Source organism: Cryobacterium sp. TMT1-62 (genome assembly GCF_004403145.1).
Lineage (GTDB): Bacteria > Actinomycetota > Actinomycetes > Actinomycetales > Microbacteriaceae > Cryobacterium > Cryobacterium sandaracinum.
Genome location: NZ_SOGZ01000026.1, coordinates 56,393 through 73,970, shown reverse-complemented (window position 1 = coordinate 73,970; position 17,578 = coordinate 56,393). Strand labels below are relative to the sequence as shown.

The 17,578-nt window shown below is 67.8% G+C and carries 14 protein-coding genes; 9 read left to right on the top strand and 5 right to left on the bottom strand.

The window, feature by feature from the left end:
* Positions 1–33: 33 nt before the first annotated feature.
* Both E3T34_RS06845 and E3T34_RS06840 read right to left on the bottom strand, forming a co-directional pair.
* Positions 34–744, bottom strand: a complete 711-nt coding sequence (locus E3T34_RS06845) for an amidase domain-containing protein (protein ID WP_134342544.1) — start codon at positions 742–744, stop codon at positions 34–36.
* Between the two features lie 157 nt (positions 745–901).
* Entirely contained in the window at positions 902–1,702 is an 801-nt protein-coding gene (locus tag E3T34_RS06840) for a M15 family metallopeptidase (RefSeq protein WP_233191229.1), read from the bottom strand.
* Between the two features lie 149 nt (positions 1,703–1,851).
* Here E3T34_RS06840 and E3T34_RS06835 point away from each other — a divergent pair, with 149 nt between their 5' ends.
* From E3T34_RS06835 to E3T34_RS06800, 8 genes are all read left to right on the top strand, one after another.
* Positions 1,852–3,630: an MDR family MFS transporter gene (locus E3T34_RS06835; protein WP_233191231.1), complete on the top strand. Its 1,779-nt coding sequence runs from the start codon at positions 1,852–1,854 to the stop codon at positions 3,628–3,630.
* Between the two features lie 165 nt (positions 3,631–3,795).
* Entirely contained in the window at positions 3,796–4,476 is a 681-nt protein-coding gene (locus E3T34_RS06830) for an NAD(P)H-binding protein (RefSeq protein WP_134342543.1), read from the top strand.
* A 205-nt stretch (positions 4,477–4,681) separates the two neighbouring features.
* Positions 4,682–8,197, top strand: coding sequence for a hypothetical protein (locus E3T34_RS06825; protein ID WP_134342542.1), 3,516 nt, complete (start codon positions 4,682–4,684; stop codon positions 8,195–8,197).
* 140 nt (positions 8,198–8,337) lie between these two features.
* Complete coding sequence (locus tag E3T34_RS06820; RefSeq protein WP_104099954.1) at positions 8,338–9,615, top strand: ABC transporter substrate-binding protein; 1,278 nt, start codon at positions 8,338–8,340, stop codon at positions 9,613–9,615.
* A gap of 113 nt (positions 9,616–9,728) precedes the next feature.
* Complete coding sequence (locus E3T34_RS06815; protein ID WP_104099904.1) at positions 9,729–10,715, top strand: carbohydrate ABC transporter permease; 987 nt, start codon at positions 9,729–9,731, stop codon at positions 10,713–10,715.
* Positions 10,712–11,554 carry a carbohydrate ABC transporter permease gene (locus tag E3T34_RS06810; protein ID WP_104099905.1) on the top strand — a complete coding sequence of 281 codons (843 nt, stop codon included), beginning with the start codon at positions 10,712–10,714 and terminating at the stop codon, positions 11,552–11,554. The genes E3T34_RS06815 and E3T34_RS06810 overlap by 4 nt, the downstream gene beginning before the upstream one ends.
* A 41-nt stretch (positions 11,555–11,595) precedes the next feature.
* Positions 11,596–13,008 carry a GH1 family beta-glucosidase gene (locus tag E3T34_RS06805; RefSeq protein ID WP_134342541.1) on the top strand — a complete coding sequence of 471 codons (1,413 nt, stop codon included), beginning with the start codon at positions 11,596–11,598 and terminating at the stop codon, positions 13,006–13,008.
* Positions 13,009–13,048: 40 nt separating this feature from the next.
* On the top strand, positions 13,049–14,077 hold the full coding sequence (locus E3T34_RS06800; protein ID WP_104099906.1) for a LacI family DNA-binding transcriptional regulator: 1,029 nt from the start codon (positions 13,049–13,051) through the stop codon (positions 14,075–14,077).
* A gap of 119 nt (positions 14,078–14,196) precedes the next feature.
* Here E3T34_RS06800 and E3T34_RS06795 read toward each other — a convergent pair whose 3' ends face one another.
* Together E3T34_RS06795 and E3T34_RS06790 are read right to left on the bottom strand one after the other, a co-directional pair.
* A complete protein-coding gene (locus E3T34_RS06795; RefSeq protein ID WP_134342540.1) occupies positions 14,197–15,123 on the bottom strand; it encodes an LLM class F420-dependent oxidoreductase in 927 nt (308 codons plus the stop codon).
* Entirely contained in the window at positions 15,120–16,130 is a 1,011-nt protein-coding gene (locus tag E3T34_RS06790) for a site-specific DNA-methyltransferase (RefSeq protein WP_104099908.1), read from the bottom strand. The genes E3T34_RS06795 and E3T34_RS06790 overlap by 4 nt, the downstream gene beginning before the upstream one ends.
* Positions 16,131–16,164: 34 nt before the next feature.
* Here E3T34_RS06790 and E3T34_RS06785 point away from each other — a divergent pair, with 34 nt between their 5' ends.
* A complete protein-coding gene (locus E3T34_RS06785; RefSeq protein WP_104099909.1) occupies positions 16,165–16,497 on the top strand; it encodes a GNAT family N-acetyltransferase in 333 nt (110 codons plus the stop codon).
* A 24-nt stretch (positions 16,498–16,521) separates the two neighbouring features.
* Here the strand turns inward: E3T34_RS06785 and E3T34_RS06780 are convergent, their stop codons facing one another.
* Entirely contained in the window at positions 16,522–17,571 is a 1,050-nt protein-coding gene (locus tag E3T34_RS06780; RefSeq protein WP_104170055.1) for a biotin/lipoate A/B protein ligase family protein, read from the bottom strand.
* Positions 17,572–17,578: the final 7 nt, after the last annotated feature.

The window sequence follows — 17,578 nt, the reverse complement described above, 5'->3', positions numbered from 1 at the left end:
ACCGGAGATCAGCAGTAGGGAGTGCTTCGGTACCTAGGGAATGCTCCAGTAGTACGCCGTGGCGCCCGGGTGCTTCTCGGTGATCGCGTAGTCGACCGACCGGAAGTCGGTGTCGTCGGTGTGGCCGGCATAGTAGATTTGGATGTCGTCGCCCGACCCCTCGATCCGGGTGACGACCCCGGTGTGGTCGCGGTCCCCGGAGTTGTCCCAGTCGAACTGGGCGACGTCGCCGAGCTTGACCTGGTCGCGCTGGTCATCCGTGAGGGCGGTGGCGCGGCCGGACTGCGCGACGTAGTCCCGGAACGCGGTTGAGCTGATCCACGGTGACGAGGTGTCGAAGTCGGAGCCGGTTCCCTCTGCGTACCACTGGTCGTCCATGGTCCAGCCCCGCTCGATCAGGGATTGGCTGGTGAAATTGACGCAGTCGTTGTCGGTGATGACGCCGTAGCCATCCGTGTTGTAGTCGGTCCAGTGGGCGAGCATGTAACTCACCTGCGCCTGCACCTGGGCGTCGATGGGAACCGGCTCTGCGGCCTCCGCGGGGGCGACCCGATCTGTAGCCGTCGCGTCAGACGCGGCCGCATCGGCCTTCGGCGCCGTTTGCGTGGAGTCAGCAGCCGGGGTCGGAGTCGCCGAGACGACGGGTTCATCCCCAGTCATCCCGGCCACGGCGGCCGTTCCGGCCACGAGGCCGCCCAGAACGAGTACGGCAGCGACGATGCGGAAACGTCGGGTCAGAACCACAGATTTCTCTCTTCGTTCGAGGTGCCACCGGGGGGGGTGGCAGACACGCCCTACTCGGGGGGGGTCCGTTCCAAGGTAATCACACTTATCCGGGAAATGCCCGGGTGGACGACACGCCGGCCCTGCGCCGATCAGGAAACGGGATTGGGGAACGAGATCAGTGGTAGCCGGGAGCCGCCGGGAGCCCGAAGAACTCCTCGAGGGTGGCGGTTCCGGTGGCGTGCATCTCCGTGGCCAGTTCCGTTCCGATGTAGCGGAAGTGCCAGGGCTCGTAGCCGTAGCCGGTGATGGCCACCTTGTCGGCCGGGTAGCGCAGCAGGAACCCGAAACGCCAGGCATTCCCGGCAAGCCACTGCCCCTGTGGGGTGTCGCCGAAGCAGGCATCCAGCGAACAGATCCGGGGCAGTGCGCTGATGTCGATGGCCAGACCGGTCTGGTGCTCGCTGTTTCCCGGCCGGGCCGTGCTGGTGTCGGCGAACGCCTGTCCGTTCGCGGCGACATCCGCGTCGTAGACCATCACCTGGGCCGCGAAGCTCCGGTAGGCGCTGTGGGACTGCAGCTTCAGCCCGGTCTCCGCCTCGAACGCGGAGAACAGGGCCACGGTTGCGTCCGACGCCTCCCGGCGAAGTTGCGGGCTCCAGACGTGAGCCACCGGGACGTCGACGAGGTCGGTCGGAGCGTAGTCGGTGGGGTTCAGCGGGCGGGTCTTGTCAACGACGACCCAGAGGCTGGCCGGGTCGTCGAGTGAGCGCGCGGAACGGTCAAAGGTAGGCATCACGGCCGGCTCCGGGGAACCTGTCGGGGCGGAACGAGGCGGGGTGGGGGTGGCGCTCGGTTCGACACGGGCAATCAGCGTCGGAGCGACGGCGGAACCGACGACGGGCGGCGCGGTTTCCCCGGTCAGGGCTCCGGCCGCCACCGCACCGGCGGCGAGTACAGAGATGGCGATGGACAGCACGACGATACGCCTCCGCCGTAACGGATGCGCGACCCCCACTGCCCGATCTGCCCACACGATGCTGAGCATAGACCGGAGCGGGTTCCCCCAGCCTCCGACGGCCCGCAGGCGCTTGAAGATTGTTTGCCCATCGTGTAACTTTGCGCACAATGCAAACTTCTCCCGCTCTCGCCGCCCCGCCGCTGATGTCCCACCGGCAGATTCTCTTCGTCATCTTCGGACTGATGGCCGGAATGTTCCTCTCCGCCCTCGATCAGACCATTGTCGGAACATCGATGCGCACCATCGCCGACGACCTCGACGGCATGGCGCTGCAGGCCTGGGTGACGACCGCCTACCTGATCGTGTCGTGCATCAGCACGCCGATCTACGGCAAACTCAGCGACATTTTCGGGCGCCGCCCGCTGTTCCTGATCGCGATCACAATCTTCCTCATCGGCTCGCTCCTGGCCGGCCTGGCGAACTCGATGTACGAGCTCGCGATCTTCCGGGCCATCCAGGGGCTCGGCGCCGGCGGCCTGATGGCTCTCCCCCTGACGATCATGGGCGACATGCTGGCACCCCGGGAGCGGGCGAAATACCAGGGGTACTTCCTGGCCGTCTTCGGGGTCTCCAGCGTGATCGGCCCGCTCATCGGCGGCGTCCTGTCGGGCTCGGACACGATCCTCGGAATCACGGGCTGGCGGTGGGTCTTCCTGATCAACCTCCCGATCGGCATCATCGCCCTCGCAATCGTGCTGAAGTTTCTACACGTTCCCCACTTCGCCCGGCCCGTTCGCATCGACTGGTGGGGAGCGGTGACCGTGATCCTTGCAGCCGCGCCGCTGCTGCTCGTGGCCGAGCAGGGCCGCACCTGGGGCTGGGGTTCGATCCCCTCGATCGCCTGCTACGTGATCGGGCTCTTCAGCATCGCGGCCTTCATCCTCGCCGAGCGGCTGATGGGCGACGACGCGCTCATCCCGCTGAAACTGTTCCGTTCGTCCACGTTCAGGATGGCGACCATCCTGGGCGTCTTCGTCGGCTTCGGCATGTTCGGCGCCATGATGACGGTGCCGCTCTACCTGCAGCTCGTGAACGGGGCCACCCCGACGGAGAGCGGGTTCCTGATGCTGCCGATGATCGCGGGCCTGATGATCTCCTCCATTGTGAGCGGCCAGCTGATCGCCCGTACCGGCCGCTACAAGGTTTTCCCCACCATCGGCACTGCCTTCATGTCGGCAGGCTTCCTGCTCTTCACATTCGCCACCGCCGACAAGCCGGTCGGATTCATGATGGCCGGGATGCTCCTGATCGGCCTCGGCCTCGGCCAGCTGATGCAGACGCTCACCATCGCCAGCCAGAATTCGGTCGGCCCTCGGGATATCGGCGTGGCCACATCCGCCGCGACGTTTTTCCGCCAGATCGGCGGCACGCTCGGCACCGCCGTGCTCTTTTCGGTGCTGTTCACCCGCATCCCCGACACGATCGGCGCGGCCTTCGACAACCCGACCATCGTCTCCGGGGTCAGGGACGCTGCAACGGACCCGGCCGTGCAGGCCGACCCGGCGAACACCGGCATCCTGGCCCTGTTGGCCAACCCGGGCAGCGTGGGCGGCGCCCTCGACGGCGACACCTCGTTCCTCAACACGGCCGACCCGCGGCTCGCAGAGCCGTTCCTCGTCGGCTTCAACGACGCATCCGTCACCGTCTTCTGGGTGAGCCTGGCCGTCGTGCTGGTCGCATTCGTACTGAGCTTCTTCCTCACGGCGCCGCCGCTGCGCAACACCTCCGCCCTGCAGGAGGCCGCGGACGAGAACGCGGCCGAGCTGACCGCGCAGGCCGAGCTGACCCGGGACGCGCAGCGGGCCGCCGACAGGATGGGCGCCCTGGTCGAGCCGGGGATCGACGTCGACGAGTTCGAGCGCGAGGCCCGCACCCAGCCCCGCTAGCACCCGAACGAATTCGACGGAGATTTTGCTCCTACCGCCCCATTTAGGCCTCAAATTGTCACTTTGTGGCAAAATCTCCGTCGAATGCGCACAGGGCGCGCAGTCACGGATGGCCCGGTCCGGGCGTTGGGGAATTGTGGGGGCCGTCGGGGCGTTGTATTGGTAATGCGCATTGTTATTGCAGGTGGACATGGAAAAATCGCCCGGCAGCTCACGCGGGAGCTCACGAAGAACGGCCACGAGGTCCTCGGGCTGATCCGCACGGAGGAACAGAGGGCGGACCTCGTCGCTGACGGAGCCGTTCCGGTGGTGTTCGACCTCGAAAAAACCTCATCGGCCGAGGCGGCGCATCTCTTGGCCGGTGCCGACGTCGCGGTGTTCGCCGCGGGCGCCGGAGCCGACGGCAGCGAGGGGCGCCGTCAGGCCGTCGACTTCGGCGGCTCCGTGCGACTGGCCGACGCGGCTGAGTCCGCCGGCGTGGCGCGCTTCATCCAGATCTCGTCGACCGGCACCGAGAAGGTGCGGGACGGTCAGACCCCGGCGGATGTACCGGCGGACTTCCTGGGCTACCTGCAGGCCAAACTGGCGGCCGAGGAAGACCTGATCGCTCGGCCCCTGGCCTGGACGATCGTTCGCCCCGGCGGCCTCGTCGACGACGCAGGAACCGGACTGGTGCGCCTGAACCCGGCCGGCCCCGGCCTGCCGGAAGATCGCGCGACTGTGCCCCGCGCGGACGTCGCGGCCGTGCTGGCCGCACTCATCGAGACCGGCGCCGCCGAGCGCCGGGTGCTGCACCTGGTCTCCGGCGACGAACCCGTCACTGTCGCCGTAGCCGCGTTCGCCTAAGGCTTCGGCCGCCAGGCGGGCCCCCGCCGGTCGACCCGGTGCACCTTCAGCCGACCCAGCGCCGGCCCTCCGCACAACACCGCGGGGGGCCGGCGCTTGAATGCGCGATAGATGTCTGGCAGTCTGTGAGAGCGCTCTCATCAGTGAGATGGTGGAGCCTTCGCCGGCCGGAACATCCGCCGGAGTGAATCCAATGGAGGATCGCATGCCCCTCGAGACCATCATTCAGCCCACCGGCCGGGGCGAGATCCCGTTCGACCCCGCAGAGGGCACTGACCCTGCGGAGGGCACCGTCCGGGGCGGACCGGTCGATCTGGACGGGCGCCGGTTCTACCGGATCGAGGCCTACGACCAGATGCCGCCGTTCTTCATGACCCTCGTCGGCGCGAGCAACGTCTGGCTCTTCATCTCGAGCACGGGCGGCCTGACGGCAGGACGGGTCGACGCCGATCGGGCCCTGTTCCCGTATTACACCGACGACAAGGTCACCGAGAGCGGCGGCCGAACCGGTGGGCTCAGCGTGCTGCTCGTTCGACGCCCCGACGGGACCGGGATTCACTGGCAGCCGTTCGCGGAGGTACGTCCCGGCGATCAGGCAGTGCAGCGCACGCTGTACAAGGACGCCCTCGGCACGACCCTGGTCTTCGAGGAGACCCGCCCGGATCTCGGCCTGCGCCTGCGCGTGACCTGGCAGACGAGTGCCCGCTTCGGCGTCGTGCGCAGCTGCGCCCTGACCTCGCTCACCGACCAGAAGCTCACCGGCGAGCAACTCGGCGAAACGCTCGACGTCGACCTCCTCGACGGCCTGGTGAACATCCTTCCCGCCGGAGCCCTCAAGAAGACGCAGAACGAGCTGAGCGTGCTGCTGGACGCCTACAAGCGGGCCGAACTCGACTCTTCGACGGGCCTCGGGCTGCTGACGCTGAACGCGACGCTCTCCGACCTCGCCGAGCCCAGCGAGTCGCTGCAGGCCAACGTGGCCTGGCAGGTAGGGCTGGGCAACGCCGAGCACCTGCTCTCGATCAGCCAGGTGGCTGCCTTCGCCCGGGGCCGGGGCATCACCGCCGAGACGGATGTCCGCGGCCAGCGCGGCGCTTACCTCGTGCACGCGCGGATCACGCTGGCCCCCGGAAGCACGCAGCGCTGGCAGATCGTCGCCGACGTCAACCAGGACGCGGCCGATGTCGTCGCCCTGCGCGAGAAGCTGCGAGATCCTGCCGGGCTCGCCGAGGAGCTCGCGGCCGACATCGTCGGCACCCGGTCCGACCTGGAGACGATCCTCGCGGCCACCGACGCCGCCCAGCACAGCGGCGACGAGCTCGCGACCATCCACCACACCGCCAACGTGCTTTTCAACACGATGCGCGGCGGCGTTCCCGCCGAGGGCTACACGGTGGAGTTGAGCGACGTGCGGGCGTTCATCATTCAGCGGAGTAAGTCGACCGCCCAGCGCTGCGCCGGCGTGCTGGCGGCGCTGCCCGAGCGGCTGCGCGCCGACGAACTCATCGCCATCGCCCAGGAGCACGGCGACGTAGACCTGTGGCGCCTCGCCACGGAATACCTGCCGCTCACGTTCAGCCGCCGGCACGGCGATCCGAGCCGGCCGTGGAATCAGTTCCGGATCGTTCTGAAAGACGAGGGTGGCATCCGTCGCCTGGAATACCAAGGCAACTGGCGGGACATCTTCCAGAACTGGGAGGCGCTGGCCTGGTCATTCCCCGAATACGTGGAGTCGATGGTCACGATTTTCCTTGACGCCACGACCGCCGACGGCTACAACCCGTACCGGATCTCTCGCGAGGGCATCGACTGGGAGGTCCCCGAGCCCGAAGACCCCTGGGCCAACATCGGTTACTGGAGCGACCACCAGATCATCTACCTGCTCAAGTTGCTCGAGACCTCCCGCCGATTCCACCCGGGGCGCCTCGGCGCGCTCATCAACCGGGCGGCCTTCACCCACGCCGACGTGCCGTACCGGATCGCCGCCTATGCGGACATCCTCACGGACCCGTACAACACCATCACCTTCGACGACGAGCGGCAGCGCACGATCACGCGGCGGGTCGCCGAGGAGGGCTCGGACGGTCGGCTCGTGCACGGTGCCGACGGCGACCTCGTGCGGGTAACGCTGGCCGAGAAGGTGCTGCTGCTCCTGCTGGCCAAGCTCGTCAATCTGGTGCCGGACGGCGGCATCTGGATGACGACCCAGCGCCCGGAATGGAACGACGCCAACAACGCGCTCGTCGGCCGTGGCCTGTCGGTGGTCACCCTCGCCTATCTGCGCCGCTACCTCGTCTTCGTGCAGGACCTCCTGACGGTCGACGTCGAGCTCTCGAGCGAGCTCGCCGGACTGCTCACCGCGGTGCGCGACGTGCTCTTCGAGCATGCGGACGGCCTGGCCGTCGGGTTCGATTCCACTCGCCGCCGGGCCGTGATGGACGGCCTGGGCGAGGCAGGGACCGCCTATCGCGAGCGGGTCTACGCCGGGTTCGGTGGGGAGCGGTCGGCGGTCGCCGCGGGAGACGTCGCCGAGCTGCTCGATCTGGCTCGGCGCTTCATCGAGTCCGGCCTGCATGCCAACCGGCGGGACGACGGGCTCGTGCACTCCTACAACGTGCTGGAGTTCGGGGACAATGGGGCCGATGTGCGACGGCTCGCGGAGATGCTCGAGGGCCAGGTCGCCATCCTTTCCTCCGGCCTGCTCGGCCCGGAAGAGACGCTGGACCTGCTCGGTGCCCTGCGCACGAGCCGGCTGTACCGCGCCGACCAGCACAGCTACATCCTCTATCCCGACAAGGACCTTTCGTCCTTTCTCGCCCGCAACACCTTCAGTGCGGCACGGGCCGCCGACTGCCCTCTCGCCCTGCGCCTCATCGCTGCCGGCGACCGCAGCATTGTTGTGCGGGATGTTCAGGGCGACCTGCACTTCGCCGCCCACATCCGAAACGCCAGGGGCGTTTCGGAGGCGCTCGACCGGCTCAGCGCCGACCCAGCGCTGCAGGGCGCCGTGGAACAGGACCGGGCCGAACTGCTCACCATCTTCGAGGAAGTCTTCCGGCATGCGGAATTCACCGGGCGCTCCGGCTCGTTCTTCGCCTACGAGGGCCTCGGCAGCATCTACTGGCACATGGTCGCGAAGCTGCTGCTCGCGGTGCAGGAGACACTCGACCGGGCCGTCGCCGAGCGGGCGGATGAAACTTCGATCCAGGGGCTGATGGCGGCGTACGAGGACGTGCGTGCCGGCATCGGCTACCGCAAGGATCCGCTCACCTACGGTGCGTTCCCCACCGATCCTTACTCGCACACGCCCGCCGGCAAGGGCGCCCGGCAGCCGGGGATGACCGGGCAGGTCAAAGAGGAGGTGCTCACCCGCCTGGGCGAGCTCGGCCTGCGGGTCGAAGGCGGTCGCATCCGTTTGCGGCCCACCCTGCTGCGGGCCGGCGAGTGGACCACGGCTCCCGGCACGTTCGCCTACCGGGATGTCCTCGGCGAGCAGCACAGCGTCGAGCTGCCCGCGGACACGCTCGCGTTCACGTTCTGTCAGGTCCCGGTCGTGTTCCACCGCGGCGGCCCGCTCGAGATGGTCGCACACCTCGCCGACGGCGCCCAGGTGCCCGGTCCCGGCGGCACGCTCGACGCCGACGTGAGCGCGAGCGTCTTCCGCCGCGACGGCCGGGTGCGCTCCCTCACAGTGACCGTACCGGACCAAGACGGACTCTGACCGCCGAGCCAGGAGAGAGCGCTCTCTTGACAAACCATCGATGCGCGCACTAACGTAAGCACCACCACGTGAGAGCGCTCTCACGGCACAATGAGAGCGACCTTGCATCCACCCATCAGCACGCACACAAGGGAGTGACCGTGAAGCGTTTCCCGCGCACCACACTTGCAGTAACAGTCGCCGGAGCAGCATCCTTCGCACTGGTTCTATCCGGTTGTTCAGCGAACGCCGGCGGAGAGCAGTCGACCGACGAAAACGTCAAACTGACCGTCGCGACGTTCAACGAATTCGGCTATGACGACCTGTTCGCCGAGTACGAGAAGGCCAACCCGAACGTCACCATCACGCACAAGAAGGCTGCCACCTCCAACGAGGCCCGCGACAACCTCACGACCCGTCTCGCCGCAGGCAGCGGCCTGAGCGACATCGAGGCCATCGAGGTCGACTGGCTGCCGGAACTGCTCCAATACTCCGACCAGTTCATCGACCTCGCCTCTGACGACGTCGACGAGCGCTGGCTCGACTGGAAGACCGAGGCCGCGACGGATGCCGACGGCCGCCTGATCGCCTACGGCACCGACATCGGTCCGGAAGCCGTCTGCTACCGCTCCGACCTGTTCGCCGCCGCCGGTCTTCCGACCGACCGCGCCGAGGTCGCCGCACTCCTCGGCACCAGCTGGGAGAGCTACTACGCAGCCGGTGAGAAGTTCGCTGCTGCCGGCACGAACGTGCCGTGGTTCGACTCTGCCGGAGCCACCTGGCAGGGCGTCGTCAACCAGATCCCCAACGCCTATGAAGAAGAAGACGGCACCATCATCGCCACCGGGAACCCGGAGGTGAAGAAGGCCTACACGAGCGTGCTCGAGGCCAGCAGCACGCTGTCCGCGCACCTCGGACAGTGGAGCGACGACTGGACCGCCAGCTTCCAGAACGACGGCTTCGCCACGATGCTCTGCCCGGGCTGGATGCTCGGCGTGATCTCCGGCAACGCTGAAGGCGTCGCCGGCTGGGACATCGCCGACACGTTCCCCGGCGGCGGCGGCAACTGGGGCGGCTCGTACCTGACCGTTCCCGAGCAATCCAAGAACCAGGCCGAGGCCCAGAAGCTCGCTTCCTGGCTGACCGCCCCGGAGCAGCAGCTCAAGGCGTTCGCGTCCAAGGGCACGTTTCCGAGCCAGCTCGAAGCCCTCGAGAGCGACGAACTCCTCGGCGCCACGAACGAGTTCTTCAACAACGCGCCGACCGGTGAGATCCTTGCCAACCGCGCCGCCGCTGTCGACGTGACCCCGTACAAGGGCGAGTTCTACTTCGCGATCAACGACGCCATGCAGCAGGCGCTCACCCGCGTCGAAGACGGCACCATGACGGCTGACGAGTCGTGGGCTCAGTGGGTCACCGACGTCGAGTCGCTCGGCTAACCAGCACCATCCCGCCGGTCGGGCCTGTCGAGACCACCTGGTCCCGGCCGGCCCGACCCCGGTCTCGACCGGCTCACCCGGGCCTCGACAAGCTCAACCACCGAAGGACTTTCATGACTACCGTTGCCGCTGTCGAGGTGAATGCCCGCAGCATCCGCCGCATCGCCCTCAGCCACACACTGAGCCGCTGGGATGTGCGCTTCTCGCCTTACCTCTACATCTCCCCCTTCTTCCTCGTCTTCGCCGTCATGGGCCTCTTCCCGCTGCTGTACACGGCGTGGGTGTCGGTGCACGACTGGAACCTCATCGGCGGCCAGGGCGACTTCGTCGGCCTGGAGAACTTCGTCACGGTGCTGAGCCAGGGATACTTCTGGAACTCCCTGCGCAACACCTTCAGCATCTTCCTGCTCTCGAGCATCCCCCAGATCATCGTCGCGCTCGGCATCGCCGCCGTGCTCGACTTCAACCTGCGCGGAAAGACCTTCTGGCGCATGGGCGTGCTCCTTCCCTACGTCGTGGCCCCGGTCGCCGTCGCACTCATCTTCAACGACCTCTTCGGCGACAAGTTCGGCTTGATCAACAGCGCGATCATGAGCCTGGGCCTCGAGCCCGTGCGCTGGCACGTCGACGTGATCCCCAGCCACCTCGCCATCGCCACAATGGTGAACTTCCGCTGGACCGGTTACAACGCCCTTATCTTCCTCGCCGCCATGCAGGCCGTCCCGCGCGATTACTACGAGGCCGCCATCATCGACGGCGCCAACCGCTGGCGCACCTTCGGGTCGATCACCCTGCCGCTGCTGCGACCGATCATCATCTTCGTCATCCTGACCTCGACGATCGGCGGGCTGCAGATCTTCGACGAGGCACGCATGTTCGACAACGTCGGCCAGGGCGGAGCCAGTCGCCAGTGGCAGACGCTCACCCTGTACATCTACGAACTCGGCTGGAACCAGCGCAACTTCGGCCGGGCGTCCGCCGTGGCCTGGCTCCTGTTCCTGATCATCATCCTCATCGCTGTCATCAACTTCCTCATCACCCGTCGCATCGCGGGCACCGGCGACCGCAAGCTGCGCGTCCGCGCGAAAGGCATCTCATGAGCAAGACCATCATCGGCGGGCACGACCGTCGGCCGTCCCTCTGGGTCTACGGCATCCTGATCGCGGTTATCCTCGGCTCGGCCTTCCCGATCTGGTGGTCGTTCCTGATCGGCAGCCAGGATGCCTCCGCGCTGAACCAGAACGGGATGATGTGGATCCCGGGCGGTAACTTCATCGCCAACGCGGCCACGGTCATCGACAGCATCCCGTTCTGGACGGCGCTCGGCAACAGCATCATCGTGTCGTCCGTGGTGTCGCTCAGCGTCGTGATGTTCTCGACGCTCGCCGGCTACGCCTTCGCCAAGCTGAAGTTCCGCGGCCGGGAAGGTCTGCTCATCTTCGTGATCGCGACCATGGCCGTGCCGACCCAGCTCGGCGTCGTGCCCCTGTTCATCGTCATGTCAAGGCTCGGCTGGACCGGCAGCCTCTGGGCCGTCATCGCGCCCGCCATGGTGACCGCGTTCGGCGTGTTCTGGATGACCCAGTACCTGCGCGACGCACTGCCCGACGAGCTGATCGAGGCGGTGCGCATGGACGGAGCGTCGATGATCCGCAGCTTCTGGCACATCGGTCTCCCGGCCGCCCGCCCGGCCGCGGCGATGCTCGCCCTGTTCACGTTCATCGGCACCTGGACCAACTTCTTCTGGCCGTTCATCGTGCTCGGCCCCGGCAACCCGACCCTCCCGGTTGCACTGCAGCAGCTGCAGGCCGCCTTCTACGTCGACTACTCGCTCGTGCTGGCCGGCGTGGTGCTCTCGATCATCCCGCTGATCCTGGTCTTCATCTTCCTGGGTAAGCAGCTCGTGGCCGGAATCATGCAGGGCGCGGTCAAGGGATGACCTCGTTCGGAACACTCGAAACAATCACCGAGAATATGGGTATGACCTCACACGTTCGTTCCTTCCCGCCCGAGTTCCTCTTCGGGGCGGCGACGGCCGCCTACCAGATCGAGGGCGCCGCCCATGAGGACGGCCGCACGGATTCCATCTGGGACACGTTCAGCCGCGTGCCGGGTGCTGTCCTCAAGGCCGACAACGGCGACGTCGCCTGCGACCACTACCACCGCTATCAGGGCGACGTCGCCCTGATGAAGGACCTGGGGCTGCAGACCTACCGCTTCTCCACCTCCTGGGCCCGGGTGCGTCCCGACGGCGGGCCGGTCAACCCGAAGGGCGTGGACTTCTACTCCCGCCTGGTCGACGAGCTCCTCGGCGCCGGCATCAAGCCGTGGCTGACCCTCTACCACTGGGACCTGCCGCAGGCCCTCGAGGAGAAGGGTGGCTGGACCAACCGCGACACCGCCGCACGCTTCCGGGACTACGCCCTCACCGTGCACGACACCCTCGGCGACCGCGTGGGCGTGTGGACCACTCTCAACGAGCCGTGGTGCTCCTCCTTCCTCAGCTACACCGCCGGCGCCCACGCGCCCGGGCGGCAGAGCCCCCGGGACGGCCTGGCCGCCGCACACCACCTGCTCCTGGGGCACGGCCTCGCCGTCGAGGCGCTGCGCGAACGCGACTCGAAGCTCGAGCTCGGCATCACGCTCAACCTCACCGTCGCCAAGCCGGTCGATCCGACGCATGCGGGCGACGTGGATGCCGCGCGCCGCATCGACGGGCAGTTCAACCGGATCTTCCTCGACCCGGTCTTCCGCGGCTTCTACCCGGAGGATGTGCTCCAGGACGTGGCCGAGTACGGGCTGACCGATTTCATCCACGAGGGAGACCTGGCCCAGATCAACCAGCCGATCGACACCCTCGGCGTGAACTATTACCACGGCGACCTGGTCAGTGATCGCCCGGCCGAACATCCGTTGCTCGCCCAGGCCCCGACCGACCGCCCCACCCGGTCGCCGTTCCCGGCGGCCGACGGCGTCTACGACCACCCGCAGGGGCTGCCGCTGACCGCCATGGAGTGGGAGGTGCAGCCCGACGGGCTACGCGAACTGCTCGTTCGCGTGAACACCGACTACGCCGCCCCGACCGGCACGAGCCTCTACGTCACCGAGAACGGCGCGGCGTTCGACGACGTCGTCGCCGCGGACGGCACTGTTCCGGATGCCCGGCGCACCGAATTCCTGACCGACCACCTGGGCGCCATCCTTGACGCGATCGATGAGGGAGTCGACGTCAAGGGCTACTTCTACTGGTCGCTGATGGACAACTACGAGTGGGCCTGGGGCTACGAGAAGCGCTTCGGCATCGTGCGGGTCGATTACGAGACCCAGGAGCGCACCGTCAAGGACAGCGGACGTTCTTACGCCGAGATCATCCGCAACCGCGCCCTCTCCTGAACCGGAACCGCGAGGGATGCGGGCAAAATATAATGGCGTCATGATAACGAGTGTGCGCCAGGTCCGTCCTTCGCAGCCCACCCTGGAAATGGTGGCCGAGGTGGCCGGGGTTTCCCGGGCCACCGTGAGCCGGGTCGTGAACGGGTCCACCAGGGTCAGCCCAGAGATCGTCGCCTCGGTGACGGACGCCATCAACCAGCTCAACTATGTTCCGAACCGGGCGGCCCGCTCGCTCGCGAGCCGGCAGACCGAGGCCGTGGCCCTGGTCGTGCCTGAGGATATGACCCGGTTCTTCGGTGATCCCTACTTCGCCGCGGTCGTGCAGGGCATCACCCGCCGACTCGACCAAAGTGATTACACGCTCAACCTGCTCGTTGCGTCGAGCGACCCACGGCACAAGACTCTGCGCTACCTGCGCTCGGGCAACGTCGACGGAGCGCTCATCATCTCGCACCACACCGGCGACGACTTCGTGGCCGAACTCGACAAGACCATGCCGGTGGTCTTCGGCGGCCGGCCGTCGAACGCGGACAACCTCGCCGCCTACTTCGTTGACGTCGACAACGCGGCGGGTGCCGAGACGGGCACCCAGCACCTCGTCGACATCGGGCGCCGCCGCATCGGCTCGATCGCCGGCGCGGTGGACATGCCGGCCGGCATCGACCGCCTCACCGGGTTCGAGCGCACGCTGGAGCGGGCCGGGCTGCCCGCGGATGCCGTCGAACTCGCCGACTTCACGGCCGCCGGTGGCGCGGCAGCCACCCGCCGGCTGCTGGAGCGGTGCCCCGACATCGACGGCCTCTTCGTGGCGAGCGACCTGATGGCCACCGGGGCGGTGGATGTGCTGCGTGAGCTCGGCCGCTCTGTGCCCGGCGACGTGGCCATCGTCGGGTTCGACGACAGCCCGGCCGCGACGAGCGGCCCGGTGCCGCTGACCACGGTGAGCCAGCCCTCCGAGGAAATGGGCTACGCGATGGCGGACATTCTGCTGCGCCGGCTCGCCGCCGACGAGAGCATGCCGCACCGCACCCTCATGCCGACCCGTTTGGTGCTACGCGAGTCGGCGTGACACGCGCGGCTTCCCCGGTGCGGGTGCTGCGCCGTTGCGCGCGTGGCGCGCCGGCAGCGTAGCGGCGCAGCACCCGCGCACCGGCAATACCGGCGGGACGGGCAGGACGGGCAGGGCGGTCAGGCCAGCTGAGGCATGACCTCGCGGGCGATGAAGTCCAAGTGGCCGAGGTCGGACAGGTCCATGATCTGCAGGTAGACGCACTCGACCCCGTCGTGGGCGAGGGCGCCGAGGCGGTCCACGACCTCGGACGCCGTGCCGGCCACGCCGTGCGCCCGCAGCTCGGCCGGTTCCCGGCCCACGGCCGCGGCCCGGCGAATGAAGTCTGCCTCGTTCGCGCCCGCGACGGCGATCAGCGCCGCCGAGTACACCAGCTCACGGGGATCGCGACCGATGGCCGCGCATGCAGCGCGCACGCCGGCGAACTTGGCCGGGACATCCGCGAAATCCGGGAACGGCAGGTTGAACTCGGTGGCGAAGCGGGCAGCCAGGGCCGGGGTACGCCTGGCGCCGCCACCGCCCACGATCACCGGGATGCGGGCCTGCACGGGCTTGGGCAGGGCGGGCGAGTCGACGAGCGTGTAGTGCTCGCCGGCGAAGCTGAAGCGGTCGCCGACCGGGGTCTCCCAGAGCCCGGTCACGATCTCCAGCTGCTCCTCGAGCATGCCGAACCGCCTGGCCGGGAACGGGATGCCGTAGGCCAGGTGTTCCTGCTCGAACCAGCCGGTGCCGAGGCCGAGCTCGACCCGCCCGCCCGACATCTGGTCGACCTGCGCCACCTGGATCGCGAGGATCCCCGGCGGACGGTAGGTCACCGACGAGACCAAAGTGCCGAGGCGGATGCGCCGGGTCTCCCGGGCGAGGCCCGCCAGGGTGGTCCACGCATCCGTCGGCCCCGGCAGCACGGGAGCCGTGTCTCCCATCGCGAGGTAGTGGTCGGAGCGGAAGAACGCGTCGAAGCCGAGCGTCTCCGTGGCCTGGGCCACGGCGAGGATGTCGTCGTAGGAGGCACCCTGCTGCGGTTCGGTGAAAATGCGAAGTCTCATGCTCCCAGCCTCGCCCCGGGCCGGTCGGCGCCGAAATCGAACAGCGCCGGCTGGGCCGGCTCCGGCGCGGCCGGCTCGGGCACGGCCGGCTCGGGCACGGCCGGCTCGAATCCGCCGGGCAGGAACTCCACCGCGGGCAGCAGCGCGAAGCGCGTGCGCATGACCTGGATCGACTCGGGATTCTGGTCCACCAGCACGAAGCGGCGGCCGAGGGCCGCGGCAACCGCACCCGTCGTGCCGCTGCCGGCGAAGAAGTCGAGCACCCAGTCCCCCTCGCGGCTGGACGCCTGGATCATACGGCGCAGGATGCCGACGGGCTTCTGGGTGGGATAACCGGTCTTTTCCTTGCCGGTGGGCGACACGATCGTGTGCCACCAGACATCCGTCGGCAGCTTGCCCTTCGCGACCTTCTCGGGGGTGACCAGACCGGGCGCCATATAGGGCTCGCGGTCGACCGTGGTCGAGTCGAAGTAGTACCGGGCCGGGTTCTTCACGTAGACCAGGATCGTGTCGTGCTTGGTCGGCCAGCGGTTCTTCGACTTCGCGCCGTAATCGTAGGCCCAGATCAGCTCGTTCAGGAAGCAGTCCCGGCCGAAGAGGGCGTCGAGCAACACCTTGGCGTAGTGCGCCTCGCGGTAGTCGAGGTGCAGGTAGAGGGTGCCGTCATCGGACAGGAGGCGCCAGGCCTCGATCAGGCGCGGCTCGAGGAAGGCCCAATAGTCCTCGAACTGGTCGTCGTAGCCGAGCAGGTCACCCTTGATCCGCTCATACCGCTGGCCCTTGAAGCCGGTGATGATGCCCGCGGCGTCCGCACCCAGGGCGACGGATACCGGGCTCGCCGGTGCGCGCACCGACGTCGTGGTCTGCCGGTTCTGCTTGCGCCCCGTGTTGAACGGCGGGTCCAGGTAGATCAGCGTGAAGGCCGCGTCGGGCAGCTGCGGCAGAACCTCGAGGTTGTTCGCGTGGACGACACGGCTGGGGGAGGAGGGAGACCACGCGATCGGCATTCCTTCATTGTGTCAGGCAGCCTACGCTGAGGGGATGACACCAGATGCAGCATCCCCGGAAACGACCGGGGAATCCGACTCGGTCGTATTCCGTCACGAACCGGCCCTGGCCCGGTACACGCTCGAGCTCGCCGGCACCACCGTGGGCTTCGCCGACTACGAGGTCGCCGGCCAGGATGTGCTGTTCACCCACGTCGAGGTGGACCCGGCGCACCGGGGCGAAGGTCTGGCGGGCATCCTCGTCGAGCAGGCGCTCGACGATGTTCGCACCCGCACCACGCTCACGGTCGTGCCGGTGTGCCCCTACGTTGTGCGCTGGATCGACCTGCACGCCGAGTACCAGGACCTGCTCACGCGCGGACGGTAGCCCGCGTATTGACGGCCCCGTGGCCTAGGGAACCCGCCCGATCCACTCCTCGGTGCCGAACTTGGTCTCTACCAGCTCGGTCGCCCTGGCATATTCCGCTTCGGTGATCTCACCGGCGACGGCGCCATAGAGCCCGGTGAAGGTCGCCTTCATCCGGTCGATGATCGCATCCCGGCTGAGGCCGGTCTGGCTGCGCAGCGGGTCGACGCGCTTCGCGGCGCTCGTGATGCCCTTGTCGCTGAGTTTCTCCCGGCCGATGCGGAGCACCTGCACCATCTTGTCGCCGTCCATGTCGTAGCTCATGGTGACGTGGTGCAGCACGGCGCCGCTGCCGAGACGTTTCTGCGCGGCCCCGCCGATCTTGCCCTTGGGGCTCGTGATGTCGTTCAGCGGCTGGTAGTAAGCGTCGATGCCGAGGGATTTGAGCGCCGTGAGCACCCACTCGTCGAGGAATGCATAGGAGTCAGCGAACGTCATGCCCTGAACGAGGTCGGTCGGTGCGTAGATCGAGTAGGTGATGACCGAGCCGGCTTCCATGAACATGGCGCCGCCGCCGCTGATCCGGCGCACGACGGTGAAGCCGTGCTTGGCGGCCTGGACCGGGTCGACCTCGTTCTTCAGGGACTGGAAGCTGCCGATGACGACGGCCGGCTCCGTCCATTCCCAGATCCGCAGCGTGGGGTTGCGGCGCCCCTCGCCGACCTCGATCGCGAGCACCTCGTCAAGCGCCATCTGCATGACGGGAGCGACAGCCTTGGTGTGGATCAGCTGCCACTCGTAGTCGCGCCAGCCGCTGGCCTGGGCGAGGGAGCGACGGATGGCCACCGCCACCGATTCGGGCGAGAACCCGAGCAGCGTGGCATGGGCCGGGAGCGCGGCGCGCACTGCGGCGGCGATGCTGACCGCGTCGCTGTCCGCGGACAGGCCGTTCACGGCCGCGTTGATGTCGCCGAGCGCACTGTCGGGCTCGAGGAAGAAATCACCGGCCAGCCGGAAGTCGACGATCGTGTTGTCAACGACATCGAGATCGACGACGACGAGCTTGCCGCCTGGAACTTTATATTCACCGTGCATGACGCCA